Genomic DNA, 23,723 nt, shown 5'->3' on the forward strand with positions numbered 1-23,723 from the left:
TACATTGTCACGACGAAGCGCCCGCCATCATCGGCGTGCGCTCGGCACGTGACCCTATTGGAGAGTGCACGCCCGTAGATCCGATGAATCTTCAACCACCGACGCCTCCGCTCACCGCCGCCCCGGTGGCCGGAGCCCGATTCTCGAAGCACGACCGGGGGTCAAGAATCGAATGCAGTGTTCTGCCTGCAGCACCGGCACGAGGTGGCAAAAAGGTCCGATGGGGTTGAAACAAAGGCTGCTCCTCTGCTGCGATAAGCCGCTCTTCGCCGACGGCTTCTCCGCGCTCCTGGAAAGCGAGCCGGAGATCGAGATCATCGGCCGCACCACCGGGGAACTGGTCCTGCGGGACGCCGCCGAGAACTGTCCCGACATCACGCTCGTCGTCGCTCCCGCATTGACCCTCGTCGGTCATCAGCGGGAACTCGCGGAATTGGCCGACCTCTCCAAGGTCATCCTCATCGCCAAGACGGAGAGCGCGCACCGGTCGGTCGAGGCGGTCGGGCTCGGCGTCTCCGCCGTGCTCTCCCTGGACACCTCGTCGGACCAACTGATCCAGGCATTGCGCCTGGTCATGGCCGGGGAGACGCTGCTCCTCCCGGAGAGCGCCCGGCAGGCCCTGTGCCCCCGCCACGCGCCCGCCCCGAAGGAGGCCGGGCACTCGCTGAGCGCCGACCTCACCGGCCGCGAGAAGGAAGTGCTCCTGCTGCTCGGCCGCGGCGCGTCCAATGTCGAGATCGCGCGGGAGCTCTCCATCTCCATCACGACCGTGCGCACCCATGTGCACAACGTCCTGAAGAAACTGGGCGTCGGAACGCGCGGGCAGGCGGTCGCGGTCGCCTACAAGAGCGGTCTCATCACGCGGATCGGAACGGAGAGCACCGCCGACGACTGATTTCGGGACTTCCGCCGGAGCCATTCGGCGGGTGGACCGGCCGGCTACCTGGAGTGGTCGGCACGGGGTCCGTCATGCGCGCGAGCGGGCGCGTTCCACGGGGGTTGCAGGACGGCGTCCGGGTGGTTACCGTTCAGTCGACTTTATAGGAAAGTTTCCTATTAGATCACCGCGACCGACTCGGGGTTCGGGGGATGCCCGCTCGTCCACGTCTTCCTACCCGGGAGTGACCTTGCGAAGAAGACGCCTCCTGCCCGGCCTCCTGCTCACCGCCCTCTGCTCCCTGCTCCTCGCCCTGCTCGTCCCCGTCCCGGCCAGTGCCGCCTCCGTGACGGCGACCTTCACCAAGTCGGCCGACTGGGGCTCCGGCTACGAGGCCAAGTACACGATCAAGAACGAGACCGCCGCCGCGGTCCCCGGCTGGAAGGTGGAGTTCGACCTGCCGTCCGGCTCCTCGGTCGGGACCTACTGGGACGCGCTGCTCACCACGTCCGGGCAGCACGCCGCGTTCGCCAACCGCGAGTACAACGGCTCCGTCGCCGCGGGCGCGAGCGTCTCGTTCGGCTTCATCGTCAGCGGGTCCGGGACGCCGCAGAACTGCACGATCAACGGTTCGTCCTGCACCGGAGGCGGCAACCCCGGTGCGCCGTCCGCACCCGGGGCGCCGAGCGTGACCGGCAAGACGAACACCTCGCTCACACTGTCGTGGCCGGCGTCGTCCGGGTCGGTCACCGGCTACCGCGTCTACGAGGGCTCCGCCGTCCGGGCCACCGTGACCGGGACGAGCGCCACCATCGGCGGGCTGGCCACCTGCTCGGACCACACCTACACGGTGAGGGCGTACAACTCCGCCGGGGAGTCCGCGGCGAGCGGCTCGGTGACGGCGACCACGAGCGGCTGCACGACCCCGCCGGCCGGCGGCAAGCACGCCGCGCCCTACCTGTACATGGGCTGGGGCGAACCGCCGAACCCGGCCACGGTCATGAACGCGACCGGGATCAAGTGGTTCACGATGGCGTTCATCCTGTCCGGCGGCGGGTGCAACGCGGCGTGGGACGGCAACCGCCCGCTCAGGGGCGGCGCGGACGAGCAGGCCATCGCCCAGATCCGCGCGGCCGGCGGTGACGTGCTGCCGTCCATCGGCGGCTGGTCGGGCAACAAGCTCGGCCCGAACTGCTCCTCCCCCGAGGCGCTCGCCGGCGCCTACCAGCAGGTGATCGACGCGTTCGGGCTCAAGGCCGTCGACGTCGACATCGAGAACAGCGACGAGTTCGAGAACGAGGTCGTCCAGGACCGCATCCTCGGCGCCCTCAAGATCGTCAAGCAGCGGAACCCCGGCATCCAGACGATCCTGACCTTCGGCACGAGCACCACCGGCCCGAACTACTGGGGCACCCGCCTCATCAACCGGGCCGCGGCGCTCCAGGCGAACGTGGACGTGTTCACGATCATGCCGTTCGACTTCGGCGGCGGCGCGGACATGTACGGCAACACCGTCAACGCCTCCGAGGGCCTGAAGAACGCGCTCAAGTCGGCGTTCGGGTGGTCGGACGCCACCGCTTACTCCCACATGGGCATCTCCGGTATGAACGGCCTGTCCGACCAGCAGGAGCTGACGTCCCCGGCGACCTGGACGCGGATCCGCGACTGGGCGAAGTCGCACGGCCTGGCCCGCCTGGCGTACTGGTCCGTCAACCGCGACCGGCCCTGCCCCGGCGGCGGCGTGACGTCCAGCTGCAGCGGCATCGACCAGCAGAACTGGGAGTTCACCAGAATCACGGCCGGCTTCTGACCCACACCTCCGAACAGCGGCGCGGATCGTCCACCGGACGATCCGCGCCGCCCGTGTGATGGGCCGCGTGTCGCGGCGTGATTGGTGAGATTTGCTGGTGGCGAGCGCGTTCTTGGGCGTTAGTCGCTGATTTTCGGAGCCCGGGACCGGTGGTTCGGTCCTCGAACTGGGCTGGTTGCGGCGGGCCGATCGGGCCTTTTCGGAAGGGCCTTGCCCGGCTGTGGACGGTGGCCTACTGTGGCCAATTAGACAGGAAACCTTCCTATCTATAACGCGAACGACACGGGTTTCGGGGGAATCCGTCGGCAACCAGACCCAGGGAGTACCCCCTTGTCCCCCCGCTCCACTCTCAGCGTCCTCGCCGCCCTGCTCCTCCCACTCGCCGTCGCGCCCGCGGCACATGCCGCGACGACGGCCGCGGCGCCCGCCAGGCCCGCCGCCGCGGAGCTCCCCGAGCACTTCCTGACCGGGTACTGGCACGACTTCGTCAATCCCGCGGAGGAGCTCAAGCTCTCCCAGATACCGGACGAGTACGACCTCATCGCGGTCGCGTTCGGCGAGGCCACCGCCCGCGCCGGCGAGGTCACGTTCCGGGTCGACCCCGAGCTGTCGACGGCCCTCGGCGGCTACACCGACGAGCAGTTCAAGGCCGACATCGCGGCCCTGCAGGCCGCCGGCAAGAAGGTCATCCTCTCGGTCGGCGGCGAGAAGGGCGCCATCCAGGTCTCCGACGACGCCTCCGCGCAGCTCTTCGCCGACTCCGTCCACGGGCTGATGACCGAGTACGGCTTCGACGGCGTCGACATCGACCTGGAGAACGGCCTGAACCCGACGTACATGGAGAAGGCGCTCAGGTCGCTCCGCTCCGCGGCGGGGGACGGCCTGATCATCACGATGGCGCCGCAGACGATCGACATGCAGTCCACCGGCGGGTCGTACTTCCAGCTCGCGCTGAAGATCAAGGACATCCTCACCGTCGTCCACATGCAGTACTACAACTCGGGCACCATGCTCGGCTGCGACCAGAAGGTGTACGGGCAGGGGACGGTCGACTTCATGACCGCGCTGGCGTGCATCCAGCTGGAGAACGGCCTGCGCCCGGACCAGGTCGCGCTGGGCCTGCCCGCCGGGCCGGGCGCGGCGGGCGGCGGCGTGGTCGAGCCGTCGGCGGTCACCGGCGCGCTCGACTGCCTCGCCAAGGGCACCGGATGCGGCTCGTTCACGCCGGCGCGCACCTACCCGGACATCCGCGGCGCGATGACGTGGTCCATCAACTGGGACGTCACCAACGGCGGCCGCTTCGCCGGCACCGTCGGCCCGCACCTCGACACGCTGCCGTAGGGGGCCGTCATGACGAAGATCCGGGTTCTGGCGGCGCTGGCCGCCGTGCTGCTGGTCGGGGCCACGAGCCCCGCGCAGGCGAAGAACGTCCCGGCCGCCGCCGACCTCCCGAGGCACGCGCTCATCGGGTACCTGCACGCCAGCTTCGCCAACGGGTCCGGCTACGTGCGGATGGCGGACGTCCCCGACGCGTGGGACATCATCGACCTCGCGTTCGGCGAGCCGACGTCGCCGACGTCCGGTGACATCCGCTTCACGCGGTGCCCGGCGAGCGAGTGCCCGAACGTGGAGAGCGACGAGGAGTTCCTCGCCGCGATCCGCGCGAAGCAGGCGCAGGGCAAGAAGGTGCTGATCTCGATCGGCGGCCAGAACGGCCAGGTGCAGCTCACGACGACGGCCGCGCGGGACGCGTTCGTCCGGTCCGTCTCGGAGATCATCGACCGGTACGGGCTGGACGGCCTGGACATCGATTTCGAGGGCCACTCGCTCTACCTGGACCCGGGCGACACCGACTTCCGCAACCCGACCACGCCGGTGATCGTCAACCTGATCTCGGCGCTGAGGTCGCTCAAGGCCAAGTACGGGAGCGGCTTCGTGCTGACGATGGCGCCCGAGACGTTCTTCGTGCAGGTCGGCCACCAGTTCTACGGCGGCGCGGGCGCCGGCGACAACCGCACGGGCGCGTACCTGCCGGTGATCGACGCGCTGCGGGACGACCTGACCGTCCTGCACGTGCAGGACTACAACTCCGGTCCCGTCATGGGCCTGGACGGCCAGTACCACACCATGGGCGGCGCCGATTTCCACATCGCGATGACCGACATGGTGAAGGCCGGTTTCCCGGTCGCGAACACCGGTCACACGTTCCCCGGGCTGCGTCCGGAGCAGATCGGCATCGGCCTGCCCGCCGCCGTCAGCGCGGGCAACGGGCACACGCCGCCCGCCCAGGTCCAGCAAGCGGTGAACTGCCTGGTCAAGGGGCAGGACTGCGGGTCGTACCCGCTGCGCGGCGGGACGTCCCCGGCCCTGCGCGGGCTGATGGCGTGGTCGGTCAACTGGGACGGCTACTACGGCTGGGAGTTCATGAACAGCCACGAGCCCTTCTTGAACGGCCTTCCGTAACACGATCCCGGGGCCGGCGCCGCTCCCCCCGCTCTCGGCGCCGGCCCCCTCCCGGCCCGGGTCGGTGGGCCCCGCCCGGGGCCGGCGGCCCCGCCTCCCGCACGGCGCGCTGACGGGGGGCGGGGCCGCGCGTCGCGCGGCCCCCTGTCGGCGGTCGGTCACCAGCCGTCGACGTGGAGGATCTCGTCCAGCGGCACGCGGGAGGCGGGACGGAAGGTCTCGCCGGTGTAGTACGCCGTCGGGATGAGCGCGCCCTGGCGGACGTCCTCGGGCAGGCCGAGCAGCTCCGCCACCTCCCGCTCGTACGCGAGGTGCAGCGACGTCCACGCCGTGCCGAGCCCGCGGGCGCGGGCGGCGAGGCAGTAGTTCCACGCGGCGGGGAGCAGCGAGCCCCAGAGGCCGGCCTGGTTGCCGTCCGGGAACTCGCCGCCGGGCAGCCGCAGGCATGGGATCACCAGTACGGGCACGTCGCCCATGCGCTCGCCGAGGTAGGCCGCGCTGTCCCCGACGCGGCGCTGCACCTCGGCGCGCTCGGGATCGTCCTTGTAGAGGCCGGCGGCGGATCCCCCGCCCTGGGCGTACGCGCTGAACGAGCGCCGGTAGTACTCGCCGATCTCCGCGCGCTTGCCGGCGTCGGTGACGACGACCCACTGCCAGCCCTGCCGGTTGCTGCCGCTCGGCGCCTGGAGGGCGACCTCCAGGCATTCGCGGACGAGCTCCATCGGGACGGGACGTTCCAGGTCGAGTCGCTTGCGGACGGTACGGGTCGTGGTCAGCAGCTCATCAGGGCTCAACGGGAGTGTCGTCATCCCCTCATCGTGCCGAGCCGCCCGGGGCCGCCCGGCACCGGGGACCTCGGACATCCGTTCTCGCCTATTTCACGGCGTATATCCGATTGATACGCGACCCAGATTCGGCGGTACGGATGGGGGCTGAGCGTCTAGTCTGTCGGGATGATTCCCGCCTCGGATGTTTCCCCCGCAACGTCCCGGCTTGGGTGGCTTGATGCGCTGCGGGGCGGGGCGGCCCTGGCGGTGGCGCTGCATCACGCGAGCTATGTGTACCTCCCAGGACTACGTGCGCGGATGGCCGACTGGTTCGATCCGGGCCTGGTCGGCGTGCTCGTGTTCTTCCTGGTCAGCGGGTACATCGTGCCCGCGTCGCTGGAACGGCGGGGCAGTGTGCGCGGGTTCTGGATCGGCCGGTTCTTCCGCATCTACCCGCTGCTCGCGGTGACGTGCCTCCTCGCCGTCCTGCCGTTCCTGCTGGGTGTGCTGGGACTGCGGGCCGGGCTGGAGACGTACTCCCCCGCGACGGCCGTCCTGGCGCACATGACGATGCTCCAGGACGTCCTGAACGTCCCGAACGCGATGAACGTGCTGTGGACGCTCTCCTACGAGATGGCCTTCTACCTGCTGATCGTCGCGCTGTTCGTGGTCGGTGGGCACCGCCGCTCGGCGCCGGCCGCCGTCGTCATCACCGTGGTCGCGCTGGTGGCCGTCACGCTGACCGCGGGCGGGCTGCTCACCGGCGCGCACGCTCCGGCGGGCCTGCTGTCGCGCACCGTCGGGACGGGCCCGGTGGTCGCGGTGACCGCCGCCGCGCTGGTGGTGGCGATCGGCGCGGCGATGTCCCGCCGCCCCGCGACGCGGACCGCCGGCGGCCTCCTCGGCGGCCTGCTCGCCGCCGCGCTGGTCACGCTGAACGGCCGGATCAGCGCGTGGGAGGGGCTCGTCATGCTGGCGGTCATGTTCCTCGGTACCGCGATCCACCGCGCCGAGCACGGCCAGATCACGCGGCGCTCCGGCACGGCGGCGGGCGCGGTGGTGATCGGCGGCGCGCTCGTCGCCGGGACGTGGAACGCGGCCCCCTACGGGCGGAACGCCCAGCTGGTCTGGTGCGGCGCGGTCGTGGCGGCGGCCCTGGCGTTCGGGGCGGCCTGGCGGCTGCGCCACGCCCGCTTCCCCGGCTGGGCGACCGGCCTCGGAACCATCAGCTTCTCGGTCTACCTCCTGCATCCGCTGCTGCTGATGGTCGCGGCGCAGTTCCTCGGTGTCTCCGGACGCGAGGACGCGGTCGGCCTGGGCTTCTTCCTCCTCGCCCTGATCGTGCTGAGCTGGGCCTCGCAACGCTGGATCGAGGCTCCCGCCCAGCGGCTCGGACGGCGCCTCACCCGTCCGCGCGCCCGCGACCCGCGGCTGGAACCCCATCCGGCGGTCACCTGACGCGCCTAGAGCTTCTTGGCGCAGACGAATTCCACTTGCTCCAACGGGTCGGTCGAGCCGCCCAGCAGCGACGTGGGGGTGAACTGCTCGGACGAGCCGGGGCACTTCGGCCCCTTGATGCGAGGAGCCGTGACGAGCTTGACGACCCGGTAGGTGGAACCCCGCTTGGCCTTGGCGCAGGGCACCTCGTTCCCCATGACGAGCCGGGTGATCACGCCGGAATCGTCCTCGCTGACCGTCACGCAGTCGCCGACCCGGGCGCGCGGCCCGCCCCCGCGGCCCGGGTCACTGGGATGGGGCGGCTTGCGGAGGCGCAGGCACGCATACCCCTCGTCACCTCCGTACGTGCCGAGCAGGCGGAGGCTTTCCCGCATGTCCACTATCAGGTCGGCGTCGTCGTGGCACTCGCTCGCGGTCAACTGGGGGACCCTCTCCACCAGGTACCTGGACAGCACCTTGGCGTAGGCCCGGGGGTCGGCGCAGTCCACCTCGGGGTAGCCCGTCCCGCCGCCGACCTTCGCCTGCCGCACGCAGTCGTCCCTGTCCAGGTAGACCGGGCCCCGAACGGCCGGTTCCGTGGTCGCCGACGGCGAGGGAGCACGTGCGGAAGGAGTCGCGGACCGGGTCCCCCCTCCCCGCGGGCCGCTCTCGTCGCCGCCCCCGCACCCGGCGGGGAGCAGCAGGAACAACGCCATCAGCGCAGCCGATCGCCGACGCATCCCAGGCTCCCCGGATTAGGAGATGGACCGACCTCGATTGTCGTCGATCAAGCGGTGGGCGAGCCAGGCCGCGACCACGTCCGGTCGCCGGCAGAGCGCTCGCGCGCTGCCGGCGACAGTGCCCGGCGTCATGCCGTCGCGGCCTCCTGCTGAGGCGCGCGGCCGGGCTTCGGCAGGAACGGGACGACGGCCGTGCCCGCGGTCGTGACCACCGCGGCGACCACGAAGGCCATCGAGTAGCCGTCCACGAGGTCCGGGCCGGCCTTGGCGGCGACCGTGCCGAGGAGGCTCAGGCCGATCGCGCCGCCGATCGTCCGGGACGTGTTGACGACGCCCGCCACCGCGCCCGCCTCGGACCCCTCGACACCGCTGGTCGACGCCTCCACCAGCGGGGTCATCAGCAGGCCGAAGCCGAGGGCCATGGTCGCTCCGGGGCCGAGGATGGACGTCAGGAACGTTCCGTCGGCGTCCAGCACGACGCTCTGCCAGGCGAAGCCCGCCGCGGCCATGAGCCCGCCGATCCCGGCGAGGAGCCGGGCGTCCATCCGGGCCATCAGGGTGGGCGCGAGCCGGGAGCCGATGATGATGCCGGCGGTGTGCGGCAGGAACGACAGACCGGTCCGGACGGCGCTGTAGTGCAGGACGTTCTGCATGTACAGCGACAGGAAGTACCAGAGCGCGAAGCCCGCCATCGTCCCGACGAGGGTCGCGAGGTTGCCGACCGCCACGCTCCGCAGCCGGAACAGCCGGAGCTGGACGAGCGGCTCCGCGGCGCGCGACTCGACGGCGACGAACAGGGCGAGTAGGCCGAGCCCGGCGGCGAGCGGGAACAGCGCCGCCCAGCCGTGGTTCTCGGCCCGGCTGATGCCGAACGCCAGCAGCCCCACCCCGGCGGTGACGAGGACGGCGCCGGGCACGTCCAGGCGGCGGCGCCCGGCGGTGTCTCGGTCGCCGCGCAGCCAGCGGGCGGCGATCACGGCGACGACCGCGCCGACCGGGACGTTGATCAGCAGCACCCAGCGCCAGCTGAGGTAGTCGGTCAGCAGCCCGCCGACCAGGCCGCCGGTGGCGCCGCCCACGGTGCCGACGGCCGTCCACATGGCGATCGCCTTCGTCCGCGCCGGCCCCTCGGGGAACGTCCCGGTGATCAGCGACAGCGTGACGGGCGCCAGGATCGCGGCGCCGAGGCCCTGCGCGGCGCGGGCCGCGATCAGCATGCCGCCGTCCGGGGCGAACCCGCCGACGAGGCTGGCGACGGTGAACAGGCCGAGGCCGGTGATGAAGACGCGCTTGCGCCCGTACAGGTCGGCGGCCCGCCCGCCCAGGAGGAGGAACCCGGCGAACGTCAGCGAGTAGGCGTTGACGACCCACTGCAGACCCGTGGCGCCGAGGCCGAGGCCTTCCCGGATGTGGGGCAGGGCGACGTTGACGACGGAGATGTCCAGGACGACGAGGAACTGCCCGATGGACGCGGCCAGCAGGGCGGCCCAGCCGGGCGTCGCCGCGGCCGGGCGGGCGGGGCCCTTGGCGGTGAGCTCTGTAGTGGTCATGCGTCCATGCTGATCGCCGGACCGGGTCGCGCGCGTCGGTCGCCGGTCCCGGTCCGCCACGTCCGTTCGGCCTAGGACCCTCCGGCGGTGGCGTTTTCCCGGCGCTTGATCGATAGTCGAGGCAACCCCCCGCTACCACGAGGAGTCTGCATGGCTTCCAAACTCCTACGGGCCTGCGCCGCGCTGCTGCTCGGCCTCGCCTTCCTCACCGGCACGAGCCTGACCGGCACGGGCGCTCCCGCTTCGGCGTCGCCCGTTCCTCAGACCGCCGCCGTCCGCACGGTCACGTACGACGCGAGCCAGGCCGCCGAGTTCCGGTCGGCGGTCGACGAGGGCGCCCGGATCTGGAACGAGCACGTGAGCAACGTCCGGTTCGTCGCCGGCACCCCGGCGGACGTCGTCGTGTACGCCGACGACGGATGGCCCCGCGCCCAGCCCACCGGCCTCGGCAGCGGCAGGGTGTGGATGGGGCGGCAGGCCGTCCAGGAAGGGCACTACCCGGTCCGCATCGCCGCGCACGAGCTGGGCCACATCCTCGGCCTGCCCGACCGGCGGACAGGGCTGTGCACCGACCTGATGTCCGGGGCCAGCGCCGGGACGTCCTGCCGCAACCCGAACCCCAACCCCGCCGAGGTCGCCGAGGTGGAACGCAACTTCCAGAACGGCCGCGGCGCCGTCGTCCCCGGCGTCACGATCACCGAGGCTCCCGCCCTCGCACGCTGAGCCGTCCGCGGTACCGGGGCGCCCGCCTTCTCCCGGCGGGCGCCCCTTTACGGTCGGTGCGCGCGGCCGTCCCGTCCCGCAGGTGTGAAACAGGACGAGCCGGAAACAAGGGACGCACGACGGCGATCGCTGGAGGTGTGGTGCACGACCCCGATGACGAGGAGGCGTTCGCGCGGCGCACCGGCGACGCCCGCACGGTGCGGGAGGTCTTCGAGACGGCGCCCGTCCCGCTCGTCGGTCTCGGCACCCCCGACCACACGGTCGTCGCCGCGAACGCCGCCTACCGCAGGTTCGTCGGGCGGCAGGACGTCCTCGGGCGCAGGATGCGCGACGTGCTCCCCGAGATCGTCGGACAGCAGCTGCTCGGCGCCTTCGACCGCCCCCTCGCCACCGGCGAGGCCGAGCCGATCAGCGAGTGGCGCGTCCAGCTCGGCCGCGGGGAGGACGGTGAGCGCGGGGAGATCTACATCGACGGCGTGATCCTGCCGCGCCGCGCCCCCGACGGCTCGGTGATCGGTCTCGTCGCCCACGTCCAGGACGTCACCGAGCGGGTCCTGGAGCGGAGGTCGGGGCGGCGGCAGGCGGGGCGGCACGACCCCGCCGACGTGTTCCGGCGGCACCTGCTCCCGGCCGGCCTGCCGATCCTGCCCGGCCTCCAGATCGGCGGCGTCCACCTGCCCGCCGGCTCCGGCGACGCGGCGAGCGGCGACTGGTTCGACGCGGTCCCGCTGCCGGACGGCCGGACCGCCCTGGTCGCCGGTGACGTGGCCGGGCACGGCGCCGCCGCGGCGGCGGCGATGGGGCGGCTCCGGACCGTCCTGGAGGACCGGCTCGACAACAGCGGCGACATCGGGGAGGCGCTCGCCGCCGCGGACCGGCTGGCCGTCCGGTCCGATGCGGCGCGGGCGGCGAGCGTGTGCGTCGCGGCGGTGGACCCGGCGGACGGGCGGCTGACGTACTCCACGGCCGGCCATCCGCCGCCGCTGCTGATCCCGTCCGGCGGGCAGGCCCGCTACCTGCCGTCGACCGGCGGCGGGCCGCTCGGCACCGGCTCCCGCTTCCCGCTCGCCGAGGCGCGCCTCGGGCTCGGCGACCACCTGCTCCTCTACACCAACGGGATCATCGATCGGCCCGGCGTCGGGCCGGCGGGCGGCACCGTGGAGTTCGCGCGGACCGCCACCGACGTCGCCGCCGGCCGGGCGATGCGCGAGGAATGGCTCGCCCCCGTCGACCGGCTGACCACGCAGACGCTGGAGCTGCTGGTCCGGGTGAGCGGCCACTCCGACGACATCGCGCTGCTGGCCGCGCAGCGGACCCTCCCGCCGTCGCCGCTGCTGCTGGAGATGCCGGCCGGGACGGAGGCGGTCCCGGCCGTCCGCAAGGCCCTGGACGACTGGCTGCACGACCTCGGCACCCGCGCGGAGGACGTGATCCTGCTGCGGCACGCCGTCGGCGAGCTCGTCGGCAACGTCGTCGAGCACGCCTACGCCTCGCCGCCCGGCACCGTGCGGATCCGGGCGGAGTGCACCGGGCGCGGCTCGGTCGAGGTCGAGGTCGCCGACGACGGTCGCTGGCGCGAGCACGTCCCCGACCTGGAGGTCGAGCGCGGCCGCGGCCTGGCCATGGCCACCGACTTCGTCGGCCACCTGCGCATCGAGACCGAGCCGTCCGGGACGACCGCGACCGTCCTGCACCGCCTCACCCGGCCGGTGCGGCTGCTGTCCGCGGGCGAGATCACACCGCCCGCCGCCCGGCCGCCGGACGTTCCCGAACTCCTGCTGATCTTCGAGCAGCCGTCGGAGGGGGCGGCCCCGCGGATCCGGGTGGACGGCCCGGTGGACGCCGCCACCGCCGGGCAGCTGCGCGAGGAGCTGCAGATGCGCACCCGCGGCGGCACCGCCGCCCTCACCGTCGACCTGACCGGCGTCACCCACCTGGGCAGCGCCGGCGTCGCCGTCCTCCACGAGGCCCGCGCCCATACCGACGCCCTGGGCCGCCCCCTCCTGCTGTACGCCCCGGCGGGCAGCCCGGCCCAGCACGTCATGTCCCAGGTCGCCCTCCCGCACACGACCACCGACCCCGGCTAGAGCACCGCCTTCAGGACGTCGCGCAGCGGCATGGGCGGGCGGCCGAGCAGGTCGGCGAGCGCCGGGTCGACACCGGCGAACTCGCCCTTCCGGCTGGCGGCGAACATGCCCACGAGCATGTCCGCCGCGGCCTCCGGCACACCGTGGCCGACGAGACCGGCCCGGTACTCCTCGTCCGGGACGACCACCCGGCGGATCGTCCGCCCGGTCACCTCGGACGCGACCGCCGCGACCCCGGCCATGTCGATCGCCTCGCCGCCCGTGAGCGGGGGCGTCGGACCGTCGAACGGCACCTCGGCCAGGATGATCGCGGCGGCCTCGGCGAGGTCGGCGTGGGCCGTCCACGAGACCGGACCGTCCTCGGGCACGGCCAGCTCGCCCGTCTCCAGAGCCGCCGCGAGCAGCATCCCGGTCGTGGACGCGTAGAAGCCGTTGCGCAGGGCCGTGAACGCCGGCCCCGACTCCCGCAGCACGGCCTCCGTGGCGGCGTGGTCGAGCATGGGCGGGAAGGGCGAGTCCGGGTTCACCCCCATATGGCTGGTGTAGAGCACACGCCCCACCCCCGCCTTCTCGGCGGCCTCGATCGCGGCGCGGTGCGCGCCGACCGCCGCCTCACCGATCGCGTCCACGGACACCACCAGAACCTGCGACGCCCCCTCGAAGGCCTCGACGAGACTCTCCGGCTCGGCGAAGTCACCCCGCCGGACACGGATCCCCTTTTCCTGCAACACCCGCGCCTTCTCCGGGTCGCGGACGCTCACCCCGATGCGCTCCGCGGGCACCCGCTCGGCGAGCCGCTCGACGACCTCCCGCCCCAGCCGCCCGTTCGCTCCGGTAACGACGATCATGACGCCTCCTCGTATCAGTGCTAACGCTACAACGCTAACACTGATAGCGAACCATCGCTAACCAGATTTTGTTATCGTCATTACCGTGAAGGACACCGACCCGGACGGACCCCGCGACCGCATCCTCGCCGCCACCGCGAAGCTGCTCGCCGAGGGCGGCCGGGAGGCCGTGTCGACTCGCGCCGTGAGCGCCGCCGCCGGCGTCCAGGCCCCCACCCTCTACCGCCTCTTCGGCGACAAGCAGGGCCTGCTCGACGCCGTCGCCGCCGAAGGCTTCGCCGCCTACCTGAACAGCAAGACCGTCCAGGAGCCCACCGGCGACCCCGTCGACGTCCTCCGCACCGGCTGGGACCTGCACATCGAGTTCGGCCTGGCCAACCCGGCGCTGTACCTGGTCATGTACGAGCCGCGCCCCGGGGCCGTCCCCCCGGCCGCCCTCGCGGGCATCGAGATCCTCGCCGGGCACATCCGCCGCATCGCCGAGGCGGGCCGCCTCCGCGTCACCGAGGAACGCGCCGTGCACCTCGTCCACGCCGCAGGCTCCGGCACCACGGTCGCCCTGATCGCCATGCCCCCCGACCGCCGCGACCTCGGCCTCTCCACCCTGGCCCGCGAAGCGGTCATCGCCGCCATCACCACCGACACCCCGGCCGCCCCGACCCCCGGCCCGGCCGCCGCCGCAACAGCCCTCCGAGCCCACCTCCCACAAACCACAACCCTCACCGAAGGCGAAAAAGCCCTCCTCAAAGAATGGCTGACCCGCCTAGCAACCCCACCTCAGTGACCCCGCGCCGTTGGCCTGGACCGGACGCCAGGTCTCAGATTGGCGACGGTCGCGCCGAACGGCGAAATGGCCGGGTTTAGTGGATTCACGGGTCTTGTCGTCGGGCGCCGGGGGCGGCTGTGGTGCGGATGCTGAAGGTCGGGGGCCGCACTCTGATCGCGGCGTCGCTGACCGTCGCGGCCGGGGTGGCGGTCAACCAGATCCTGAACAACGGGAAGCTGAGCTGGAGCTGGGGATATCTGGCGCTCGTCTTCACCGTGCTGGGCGCGTTGACGCAAGCGCCTCAGCAGATGGAGACCGCTTCCACCCCTGCGCAGGCGCGGAGCCCGCGGAGGGGATCACGGCGGGAGTACCTGCGGCGCATGCGCTCGGCCGTCGACCAGATGGAGACGATCGGGCTGGTCACCCAGGCCGAGTACGTACTTCGGACCCGGCAGGTGTACGTCGACGTGATGCTCCAGCCCAGGCCGGTGACCGATGCCGTGACCGATGCCGGCATCGGTCACGTCCCGCCGACGGTGGTGGGCAGGCGGGAACCGCTCGCGTCCTTCCTGGCTCCGGGACGGGTGCTGGCGGTCCTGGGCGCCGCCGGGTCCGGGAAGACGACCCTGGCGAGATACACGGCGTTGGAGATGGCGGAGCGGCGGTGGTCGCGGGGGCCGCTTCCGGTGCTGCTGTTCCTGCGCGACCACGTGCAGGACCTTCAGGCCGAGGAGCCGGCGGGCCTGCCGGAGATCGTGGCGGCAGCCCCGTGGCTGGGCGGCGCGGTCTCCGCCGAGTGGCTGGAGAAGCGGCTGGAGCGGGGCCGGTGCGTGGTGCTGCTGGACGGCCTGGACGAGGTCGCCGACGCCCAGAGCCGCGGCCGCGTGGTCCAGTGGGTCGAGGACCAGATCAGCCGCTACCCGGGCAATGCGTTCGTCGTCACGTCCCGTCCGTTCGGTTATGACGGCAACCGCCTGTCGCGGGCCGATGTCCTCCAGGTGCAGCGGTTCACCAGCCGGCAGATCCGTGCCTTCCTGGACGCGTGGTACCGGGCCATCGAGCGCCGCTCCCGGGAGGGCGACCCGGAGGAGATCGACCGGATCGCCGCGCAGGCCGCCGACGACCTGTTCCGGCGGATCATCGAGCGTCCGGCGCTCTACGACCTGGCCGCCAACCCGCTGCTGCTGACCATGATCGCCAATGTCCACCGCTACCGAAGCAGCCTGCCGGGCAGCCGCGCCGCGCTGTACGAGGAGGTGTGCCAGGTCCTGCTGCACCGCCGCCAGGAGGCCAAGAACCTCGCCGACACCGAGCTGGACGGCCTGAGTGGCGACAAGAAGGAACGCATCGTCCAGGAACTGGCCTGGTACATGATGCGCCGAAGGTTGCGCGACGTCCCGGCCGAGGAGGCCGAACGCGCGATCCGCACCGTGCTCCAGCGCACGGCCCCGGACATCGCCCCCGAAGCGTTCCTCCGCTACGTCAGGCGCAGCGGTCTGCTCCTGGAGCACCGGTACCGGCGCTACGGCTTCGCGCACCTCACTCTCCAGGAGTATCTGGCCGCCGCGCTCGTCCCCGGCCATGCGTCCCGGCGCCAAGTCCTGGTGGACAACGTCAGCGACCCATGGTGGCGGGAGACCACCCTCCTGTGGGCGGCCCGCGCGGACGCCGGTCCCGTCGTGGAAGCGAGCCTGGCGGCCCGTACCGTCCCCGCGCTCAACCTCGCCTTCGCCTGCGCGAGCGAAGCCCGCGAGCTGGACCCGGCCCTACGCGACCGGCTCGACCGGCTGCTGACCACCGCCCCCGGCGACCCGGACGAGTTCCGGCTGTTCGACGGCGTCGCCGCCGCACGGGCCCTCCAAGACACTCACACCCTCGACGACACGGGCACCCGTATCTGCGCCCATCCCGTCGATGCCACCCTGTGGAACCGGTTCGCGACCCGTACCGGCCGCACCCCCACGCCACGCGGATTTCTCACCGGCTATTTATGGACCAGCGATCTCAAGGACTTCCTAACCTGGCTGAACGGCCTTTTCGGCGACGGCACCAGCTACCGCCTGCCTACTCCGTCCGAGGCCCGGCTCGCCCTCGCGAGCGACATCCATACCGGAACGATCCTCTATGCCGCCGACCACGACTGGCCCGGGGAGCAGGGCCAGTTGCGCCTCGTCACGGCCGACCCGGCGAAGCATCCCCACCGCCCGACCGTCCAGCAGGTCGAGAACTACCCGGACCTGATCCTCGACCACACGCACATGATCTTCCGGCTCCTCCGGCACCGTTCGTCTCTCAAGTTCCCCCAACTGGCCGCGTTCGCCGCCCCCCGCGACCTCGCGCGTCCCGAGCATCGACTTCTCCAGCTCCTCGACGTGGCCCTCGACCTCTCCTTCGACCGCGAAGGCACCCCTGAACTCACCCGCGACCGCGCTCTCGACCTCGCCGCCGGACTCCGTTTGCATCTCGATCGCGATGTCGAACCCGCCAGTGCCATGGTTCTCCACCGAGCACGCCGCGTCTGCCATGACCTCGACCTCGACCTCGGGCTCGGCACCGACGACTTCGCAGCGAGCAACGTCGATATCCTTGCCGACGCCCTCTCGAAGCTGTTGAGCCGCGAAACCCGCGTTGGCGAGCCCAGCGTCGGCGGAGACCTCCGCTCCCTCGGAGACGTGAGCCGCGACATCGACCTCACCCTTGACCAGGCCCTCAGCCGGGATATCGCAAGGACCCTCGACCTCGCCCTTGGCCACGCCCGCGACTCCGAGTCGGCACACGCGGGGCGTCCCATCGCCCCACTCATCAGCGCCCTGGCCAGGGTGCCTCCCCGCGAAGTCCCCGACCTGGCCCGCAACCTCTCTCTTGCCATCACACTCGCCAGCGCCGACCGCGATCAGACTCTCGAACGCCTCCTGACCCGCGTCCGGGACCTCACGATCGCTCAGTCCCGGGTTCGGACGCTGCGGCATTCCAGCGGTTCCGCTCATGAACTCGCACACGATCTCGCCTTCGCGCGCATCACCGCCGACAGTGATCTCTGGACGCTGGGCCCTGAAGCCGTTACCGGGACAGGACGGGCGTGTTCTCATCTGATCCACTATTGGGTGAGACACATCTTCGTAGAGACTGACGCGTCCAACCGGCCCCGGGGGACAGGTCGGAACTGGCTGTCGGACGTACTCCAAGATCAATTGGGCAACGCGAATTTCTGGTCACCCGCGGAGGACCCGGCCCTGGCCTTGGCACGCGCAGGAAGGCTCGCGGAGACTCATGGCGAGCCAAAAGTGGCGGATCTGATCAAGGACGCCTTGATACTGGCCGCTCCACTCTGGAACCAGAGAACCGCCAAGCAAAGCCGCCTGGTCTTGTCGGCAACGTCGATCCTGGCGGCTCTTACCCTCAGCGAGAACTCGACGCCAGAACTTTCCCAGCTCCTACGCGATTCCCTGTGCACACTCATCGCGCTTACACCGGAGGCGAACATCAAAGCCCTAATGGTCTCCCCCCGAGACCTGGTCCTGGTGCAAGACTGAGGACCCACCACCTTTCCCGCGGTCTGGGGTGGCGGTGCCTGGCCGGGAGGGTGCTTGTCAGTTGTTCAGCAGGTGCCAGGCGGTCAGGGCGAGACGGGCGCGTGTCAGACCGGTCGGGGCGGTCAGGTCGGCGGCCAGGGTTCTGCCGATCTGGTCGAGGCGGCGGGCGACGCTGCTGTGGTGCCGGTGCAGGACGTCGGCGGCGCGGCGCAGCGAACCGGTGGTGCAGTAGGCGTCCAGGGTCTCCAAGTCTTCGGCGGACAGGCGGGCGATGGCGGCGACGTCGCAGTTGTCGCGCAAGGCGTCCGGAGGGATCTCGGCGAGCAGCGCCATCGCGCCCAGCTCATCGTGGTGGACGACGGGGCGCAGGGGCGCCGTGAAGCGGAGCGCGGTACGGGCCTGTTGCCAGGAGCGGTCGGGGCTCCCGCCGGCGCCGATGCCCGCTCGCACGTCCGGCGGGAATCGGGACGGGTCGATGGCGGCGGCCATGATGACGCCCACGCCGTCGAGCGGTGCCGACTTGACCGGACAGGACGGGCACACCAGGCCGGCGACCTGGTCGAGGGGCAGCGCCGACCGCACGGCGGCGACATGGAGCGGCGAGGGGGCGGCGAATCCCAGCAGGCGCAGCGCGCGAGCCCTGGCCGCCTGGTCGCCGCCGCTGATCGCCAGTTCGACGAGTGCGGGGTCGGCCATGGTGGTGTGGGCGGGCCCGTACCGTTCGAGGACGGCCGCGGCGGCGATGGCGAGCCGGTCCAGCAGGACCTCGTCCAGCGGGACGGGCGGGCCGGGACGCTCCAGCCACACCGTGCCGATCTCCTCCTCATCGAGGACGATGGGCGCCGAGCTGGACGCGTGCGGCGGCGGGCCGGGCACCGGCGTGCCGTCGGACGCGGCACGGACGACCTGTCCCGTCCCGTGGATCCGAATGCCGGCCGCGCACTCGGCCAGGCCCGCCGAGGCCCGCGCGAGCGCCGGGAGATCCACCCGCCGCCGCATCAAGGTGTCGTAGAAGGCGACGATGCGGATCGCGCCCTCGGCGTACGAGTCCAGTCTCGACAGCCGGACGGCCAGAGCCTCCATGCCCGAAGGATAAGGCCACGGTCGTCGCGCGATCCGGGCCGAACGCGCGACGGACGGCGGATGCTCACGACGCCCGCCGTCATGAGGATGGACGTCATGGATCCCGAACTCGACGCGTTCCTTCCGTTCATCCCGAAGGCCGACCTGACCGATCCGGTCGCCGCGCGCAAGCGGCTCGCCGAACTTGCCGCCGCGGCGCCGAGCGAGGTCACCGCGGCGGCGGCCCCGGGCACCGAGGGCATGGAGGTCGAGGACCGCACGGTGCCCGCCGACCCGGACGTCCCTGTGCGCATCTACCGCCCGAGCCGCGCTCACGGCGCCATCGTCTGGCTGCGCGGCGGCGGCTGGATCGTCGGCGACCTGGACACCGAGCACCCGACCGCCGCCCGGCTCGCCGGAGCGTCCGGGGCGATGGTGATCTCGGTGGACTACCGCCAGGCCCCCGAACACCGGTTCCCGGCCGCGCTGGACGACGCCTACGCGGTGCTGGAGTGGGCCGCCGAGAACGCGTCCGGCCTCGGCATCGCCCCGGACCGCATCGCGGTCGGCGGGCACAGCGCCGGCGCGGGCCTCGCGGCCGGAGCGGCGTTGAGGGCGCGCGACGAGCAGGGGCCGTCGATCCGCTTCCAACTGCTCAACCAGCCCGCGCTGGACGACCGGCAGGAGACGTGGTCGCAGCGCAACTTCACGGACACCCCCTGGCAGGACCGCGACAGCCTCACCACGGTGTGGCGGCACTACCTGGGCGACGCTCCCGCGCCCCCGTACGCCGCCCCGGCCCGCGCCGGCGACCTGTCAGGCCTGCCACCGGCGTACGTGTCCGCCGCGGAGTTCGACCCGCTCCGCGACGAGGACATCGGCTACGCGCTGCGCCTGCTCCAGGCGGGCGTCACGGTCGAACTGCACCAGTGCCCCGGGACGTTCCACGGCTCGCACGCGATCCTGTCCGCCGACGTGTCGCAGCGGCAGATCGCCGAACTCGGCGCCGTCCTGCGCCGCGCCCTGGCCGAGTGAGGACGGCGCGCCCGCACCCCCTCGGCGCCGAGGCCGCGTGACCTGGCACCGGTCCCGTCGGGCGTGACAGGTGAGCGGGCGGCGTCTGCCGGGACCGTGGTCCAGGGAGGCGGTGGCCGGTGGTGATGGTCTACCGTGAGCGCCTGGCTTCGGGTGATCACCAGCCTCGCCAGAGCATGCGGACCGCAGGAAGAAGGGCCATGAAACACACCCTGCTGTGGGCTGCGCCCTTGGGGGTTCTGCTGTTCGCGCTCGCAGAGTGGGCTCTGCTGGCCAACCCTGGAGGACGGCTCGTCGGGCTGGTCTTGCTCTCCATACTGCTGGGGTTCATCGGCGTGTTCGCGCTGGCGCCGGTCACCCTCGCGGCCGGCGCCGTGGCCGACCGGTGGGGCATCACGGCGGCGGTGGTCCTGGTCGGGGCGTGCCTGTCGGTGGGAGTTCTGGCGATCATCGGCTCGATCGAGCGCGCCAAGCCCGGCTACGTCTGGAAGTACGGCGAGCCGACCAGCGTCGCCATCCCCTACGAAAGGACCTGCACGCTGTCCGGCTATACATGTGGGGGCCATTGGACGTCGAACGGAAAGACGGTTCACGGCGGGGTCACCATGTCCCGTGCCGAGTACCGCTCCCTCCGCCAGTCGTCGGGGACGGCCCCGGACAACGCGCACCACTTCGACGCGCGCGTCCTGGGGAACCGCGCCAGCACCGCCGGGCTGCATGTGCGACCCGCCAGTTCCGTGACGCTGGGCAGGGTCCCCGAATGGACGGGCTGGACGGCGGGCGCAGTCGGGCTCGGCACCGTCCTGTTCTCGCTCGTCCTCCCCCGACGCACGTCCAGAACGCCTCCCGAAGCACAATAGGCGGCCAACCCGTCCAGCCCCGGCACGAGCCTCCACCACAAGCCCGCGCCTCCACATTGGCTCCATCGCGGCACGACACTGCCGCCACGGCAGCCGACCTGGACTCCACCGGAAGGCGACCGCAAGGACGCCGGCGACGCCCGGATCGTCCTCCCACACATCGCACCCCACAACTGGAGGCACAGCGGGGGCCGACCGGGTGGGAACGCAGGAGCGCGTTCGAAGAGTCAGGCCGAACGGGACGGTCAGCAGGTCGGGTACTGCTTGACCTGCTCGATCAGGCAGGCGAACCGCGCAACCGACAAGGTGAGCTGTCCCCACCCGCATCCGTGCTGTCACGTCTGCTCTGCCGCTGGTCCCTCGTTCACGGAACCGTCCGCGTGGACGGGTGTGGTTCAGGGCGATCGTTCGGAGTAAAGGTCAGGGGCGAACCATCGCAGGGCCCTTCGGAGCTCGGCGTTTCTCTGGCCGCCGATCAGTCCTTTGACCTCACACACAAGCACGCCGCCGTGGACGTCCACTCCGTTCGTAGGGCGGTGCCCCTCGCGGTACCAGGCGGCGAGCTTGGCGTCACGGCCGTCGCCGATCAGGCTGATGCGTTCCAGGACGTCCCAGTCGATCACGGTCTCTGTGCCCCTGCGGCCGGGATCGAAGGTCAGGCCGTTCGAACGCAAGGTGAGGCCGCCGAACGGCGGGCCACGGTCTCCGGTGGGCAGAGTAGGGCCGCTGGAAAGCAGACTGCGTGGGCGGAAGCCCATGGACTTGATCAGCAAGGCGGCGATGCCGCCGCTCAAGCTGAACATCACGATGTACAGGAGCATGACGACCAGGCTCGTGCCGCTTCCGCCGCCCACCAGTCCGACGGCCAGCGCTGGCCCGAGGCCCACGGCCAGACCGCAGGCCAGGCCGATCGGGACATCGCGCAGCCCCCCAGAACGGGGAAAGACGACCGCATCCACGGGAACCGGAGTGGCGCTCGGGGATTTCATGCCGAAGGCGAGCCTCGTCCGGCTGCTGGGAGGTGTCTCGATGCGGCGAGGTGTGCCGCGACGCCGACCGGCACGAACCTGCAGTGAGTGGGAGCCCGGGGCGAGCTGGAAAACCTGGCGGCCTCCTGGGGAGACCCGGCCCAGGGCGGTGCGGTCCACGATGACGTCGAGGGGCCGATAGGCCAGATTTCCGATTTCCAGGGTCGCCTGCTTTGGGTTCGCGCCGGGCGAGGCAGGATCGGTCTTCCCCGTCGCGGTGCGGCGTTCACTGATCAGGGTCGTGAGGTCGGGCGGAAGCCACCGCGTGGCGGCGCCGTTCGAGACGGTGAGGCGAACGAGGATGTCGGCGACGGTGGGTCGGGCGGCCGGAGACTTGGCGAGGCAGTCTGCAAGCAGGCCCCTGAGTGAGGCCGGCACTCCGGACAGGTCCGGTTTCTCGTGAACGATGCGGTACGGGAGGGCGTGAGCCGGGCCTGTCCCGAACGGAGTACGTCCGGTCGCGGCATAGACCAGGACGGAGGCCAGCGAGAACACGTCGCTCGGTGGTCCGACCTCGTCTCCTCGTGCCTGTTCCGGAGACATGAAGGACGGAGTCCCGAGCACGGCCCGCGGGGTGGTGTGCGACGTAGCGTCCAATGCGCGAGCGATGCCGAAGTCGATGACGCGGGGGCCGTCCTCGGCGAGAATCACGTTGGACGGCTTCAGATCGCGGTGCACCAAACCGCACCGGTGGATCGCGGCGAGCCCTTCGGCCAGGCCGGGCGCAAGCACGCTGAGCGTGGACATCGGAAGCAGCCCGTGCTGTTTGACGGCCTCTTGCAGGGACGGGCCAGGGATGTACGCGGTGACGAGCCACGGTGGATCCGCGTCCAGGTCGGCGTCCACGACCTGCGCGGTATAAAAGCCCCCGACCTGGCGAGCCGCCTCCGCTTCCAGGGCGAAACGGCGCCGGAACCCCGCGTCCCCGACCAGCTCCGGACGGACGATCTTGACCGCGACCGGCCGCCCGCCCGGCGACCAGCCGAGGAACACCTCCCCCATCCCGCCGCCACCGAGCCTCCGCTCCAGCTGATAGGGACCGACCGCAGGTGGATCCCCCTGCCGCAACGGCTCCATGCGGAAACCCCTCCAGCGGACCGGCCGCGTCTGTCGGACTTTGCAGTCCCCCTCGGGCATGGCCATTCCGTGGTGACCCCGCCGTCATGCGCGATCAGCGCGGCCACACACGGCCAGACCGAACTCTGAGAGCGGCTGGAGACGGTCGAGGGCGGCCGGTCGAGCGTGTCCCTACACCCGGCGGCTCGACAGCGGACACCGGCGGCAGTCGGACGCGGATGAGCCCAAACTCCAGGAGCGAGCCGCAGTGCGGGGGCGGAACGCATCGAACGAGCGACAGAACGGTCAGGACGGACAGCGGTCCGAGCACCCCTTGACCTGCTCGATCAGGCCGGCGAACTGCGCAACCGACAAGGTGAGCTGTCCCCCATCCGGATCCTTGCTGTCCCGCACCCCGATCCCGACACCTGGCGCAAGTCGTCCCAGCTCAACGCAGTGCTCATCGTCCGCTCCGCCACTGTGGGTGCTCTTGCGCCACTGCATGATCATTCGTAGCTCTCCAAGTACCGCTTGATGATCTCGTGCGAGTCCTCCAGGGAGGCCGCCTTCGCGCCGATGCGATCGAACTTAACCGACAATTCGCGAACCTCGCCAGGCGTTTCGATCAAGCGGCCACCGTTCTGGGCGCCCGAATAGGCGATGTCGCGGCTCTCCAGGCTGAGAATCTGGAGCGAGCCGTCAACACCAAGGTGAGCACCCGACTTGAACGGGACGATACGTAGGCTGACCTGCGGAAGGGCAGCCATGGCTAGCAAGTGGTTCAACTGCGCCTTGTGCACCTCCGGGCTTCCGACCTCACGCGCCAACACGCTCTCATCGATCGTCGCCCACAACTCGACCTCAGTCCCCCGCTCGAAGAAGGACCTCTTTCGAGCAACGCGCCTCTCCATCGCGGCCTCGAAGTCCTTCGGTGTACCGGACTGGACGTAGGCCCAGGTGTATTCGTCGGTCTGGAGGGCAAGCGGGATGACCTGGCCGTGGTAGGCCTTGATCAGGGTCGCCTCCTGCTCATATTTGACGAGCTGTTTTCCCCAGTTAGGATCGTGGGCCATTCGGGCAA

The 23,723-nt window shown here is 71.3% G+C and carries 19 protein-coding genes; 11 read left to right on the forward strand and 8 right to left on the reverse strand.

Annotation, left to right across the window (positions count from 1 at the left end; all coding sequences use genetic code 11):
* The first annotated feature begins 220 nt into the window (after positions 1-220).
* From K8Z49_RS16905 to K8Z49_RS16920, 4 genes are all read left to right on the forward strand, one after another.
* Positions 221-895, forward strand: a complete 675-nt coding sequence (locus K8Z49_RS16905) for a DNA-binding response regulator (RefSeq protein WP_412519618.1) — start codon at positions 221-223, stop codon at positions 893-895.
* Between the two features lie 232 nt (positions 896-1,127).
* Entirely contained in the window at positions 1,128-2,687 is a 1,560-nt protein-coding gene (locus K8Z49_RS16910) for a cellulose binding domain-containing protein (protein ID WP_024935150.1), read from the forward strand.
* Positions 2,688-3,017: 330 nt separating this feature from the next.
* Complete coding sequence (locus tag K8Z49_RS16915) at positions 3,018-4,028, forward strand: chitinase (protein WP_412519620.1); 1,011 nt, start codon at positions 3,018-3,020, stop codon at positions 4,026-4,028.
* Positions 4,029-4,037: 9 nt separating this feature from the next.
* Positions 4,038-5,150, forward strand: a complete 1,113-nt coding sequence (locus tag K8Z49_RS16920; RefSeq protein WP_021599298.1) for a chitinase — start codon at positions 4,038-4,040, stop codon at positions 5,148-5,150.
* A 158-nt stretch (positions 5,151-5,308) separates the two neighbouring features.
* Here K8Z49_RS16920 and K8Z49_RS16925 read toward each other — a convergent pair whose 3' ends face one another.
* Positions 5,309-5,959 carry a nitroreductase family protein gene (locus tag K8Z49_RS16925; protein ID WP_412519622.1) on the reverse strand — a complete coding sequence of 217 codons (651 nt, stop codon included), beginning with the start codon at positions 5,957-5,959 and terminating at the stop codon, positions 5,309-5,311.
* Between the two features lie 144 nt (positions 5,960-6,103).
* Between K8Z49_RS16925 and K8Z49_RS16930 the strand changes: the two genes are divergently transcribed.
* Positions 6,104-7,375: an acyltransferase family protein gene (locus K8Z49_RS16930; protein WP_063747759.1), complete on the forward strand. Its 1,272-nt coding sequence runs from the start codon at positions 6,104-6,106 to the stop codon at positions 7,373-7,375.
* 5 nt (positions 7,376-7,380) lie between these two features.
* On the opposite strand, the gene K8Z49_RS16935 is transcribed toward K8Z49_RS16930, so the two are convergent.
* Positions 7,381-7,905: a hypothetical protein gene (locus K8Z49_RS16935; RefSeq protein WP_021594429.1), complete on the reverse strand. Its 525-nt coding sequence runs from the start codon at positions 7,903-7,905 to the stop codon at positions 7,381-7,383.
* Between the two features lie 317 nt (positions 7,906-8,222).
* Positions 8,223-9,644 carry an MFS transporter gene (locus tag K8Z49_RS16940; protein WP_412519625.1) on the reverse strand — a complete coding sequence of 474 codons (1,422 nt, stop codon included), beginning with the start codon at positions 9,642-9,644 and terminating at the stop codon, positions 8,223-8,225.
* Positions 9,645-9,794: 150 nt separating this feature from the next.
* Here K8Z49_RS16940 and K8Z49_RS16945 point away from each other — a divergent pair, with 150 nt between their 5' ends.
* Positions 9,795-10,367 carry a snapalysin family zinc-dependent metalloprotease gene (locus K8Z49_RS16945; protein ID WP_021594431.1) on the forward strand — a complete coding sequence of 191 codons (573 nt, stop codon included), beginning with the start codon at positions 9,795-9,797 and terminating at the stop codon, positions 10,365-10,367.
* A 140-nt stretch (positions 10,368-10,507) separates the two neighbouring features.
* Positions 10,508-12,454: a SpoIIE family protein phosphatase gene (locus K8Z49_RS16950; protein WP_412519627.1), complete on the forward strand. Its 1,947-nt coding sequence runs from the start codon at positions 10,508-10,510 to the stop codon at positions 12,452-12,454.
* Here K8Z49_RS16950 and K8Z49_RS16955 read toward each other — a convergent pair.
* Complete coding sequence (locus K8Z49_RS16955) at positions 12,451-13,302, reverse strand: SDR family oxidoreductase (protein WP_412519629.1); 852 nt, start codon at positions 13,300-13,302, stop codon at positions 12,451-12,453. The two genes, K8Z49_RS16950 and K8Z49_RS16955, sit on opposite strands and share 4 nt — an antisense overlap.
* 85 nt (positions 13,303-13,387) lie before the next feature.
* Between K8Z49_RS16955 and K8Z49_RS16960 the strand changes: the two genes are divergently transcribed.
* On the forward strand, positions 13,388-14,086 hold the full coding sequence (locus K8Z49_RS16960; RefSeq protein ID WP_412519631.1) for a TetR/AcrR family transcriptional regulator: 699 nt from the start codon (positions 13,388-13,390) through the stop codon (positions 14,084-14,086).
* A 128-nt stretch (positions 14,087-14,214) separates the two neighbouring features.
* Complete coding sequence (locus tag K8Z49_RS16965; RefSeq protein ID WP_412521089.1) at positions 14,215-17,601, forward strand: NACHT domain-containing protein; 3,387 nt, start codon at positions 14,215-14,217, stop codon at positions 17,599-17,601.
* Positions 17,602-17,658: 57 nt separating this feature from the next.
* On the opposite strand, the gene K8Z49_RS16970 is transcribed toward K8Z49_RS16965, so the two are convergent.
* Positions 17,659-18,684, reverse strand: a complete 1,026-nt coding sequence (locus K8Z49_RS16970) for a helix-turn-helix domain-containing protein (RefSeq protein WP_412519633.1) — start codon at positions 18,682-18,684, stop codon at positions 17,659-17,661.
* A gap of 96 nt (positions 18,685-18,780) precedes the next feature.
* Between K8Z49_RS16970 and K8Z49_RS16975 the strand changes: the two genes are divergently transcribed.
* A complete protein-coding gene (locus K8Z49_RS16975) occupies positions 18,781-19,698 on the forward strand; it encodes an alpha/beta hydrolase (protein WP_412519635.1) in 918 nt (305 codons plus the stop codon).
* A gap of 200 nt (positions 19,699-19,898) precedes the next feature.
* Entirely contained in the window at positions 19,899-20,558 is a 660-nt protein-coding gene (locus tag K8Z49_RS16980; protein WP_412519637.1) for a hypothetical protein, read from the forward strand.
* Positions 20,559-20,953: 395 nt separating this feature from the next.
* On the opposite strand, the gene K8Z49_RS16985 is transcribed toward K8Z49_RS16980, so the two are convergent.
* The 3 genes from K8Z49_RS16985 to K8Z49_RS16995 form a co-directional block, all read right to left on the reverse strand.
* The gene (locus K8Z49_RS16985) at positions 20,954-22,663 is read right to left on the reverse strand and encodes a protein kinase domain-containing protein (protein WP_412519639.1); all 1,710 of its coding nucleotides are present in this window, start codon (positions 22,661-22,663) and stop codon (positions 20,954-20,956) included.
* A 285-nt stretch (positions 22,664-22,948) separates the two neighbouring features.
* A complete protein-coding gene (locus tag K8Z49_RS16990; protein WP_412519641.1) occupies positions 22,949-23,152 on the reverse strand; it encodes a DUF397 domain-containing protein in 204 nt (67 codons plus the stop codon).
* Complete coding sequence (locus tag K8Z49_RS16995; RefSeq protein ID WP_024935159.1) at positions 23,149-23,715, reverse strand: DUF5753 domain-containing protein; 567 nt, start codon at positions 23,713-23,715, stop codon at positions 23,149-23,151. The genes K8Z49_RS16990 and K8Z49_RS16995 overlap by 4 nt, the downstream gene beginning before the upstream one ends.
* Positions 23,716-23,723: the final 8 nt, after the last annotated feature.

The sequence above is a fragment of the Actinomadura madurae genome (assembly GCF_047130825.1).
Lineage (GTDB): Bacteria > Actinomycetota > Actinomycetes > Streptosporangiales > Streptosporangiaceae > Spirillospora > Spirillospora madurae.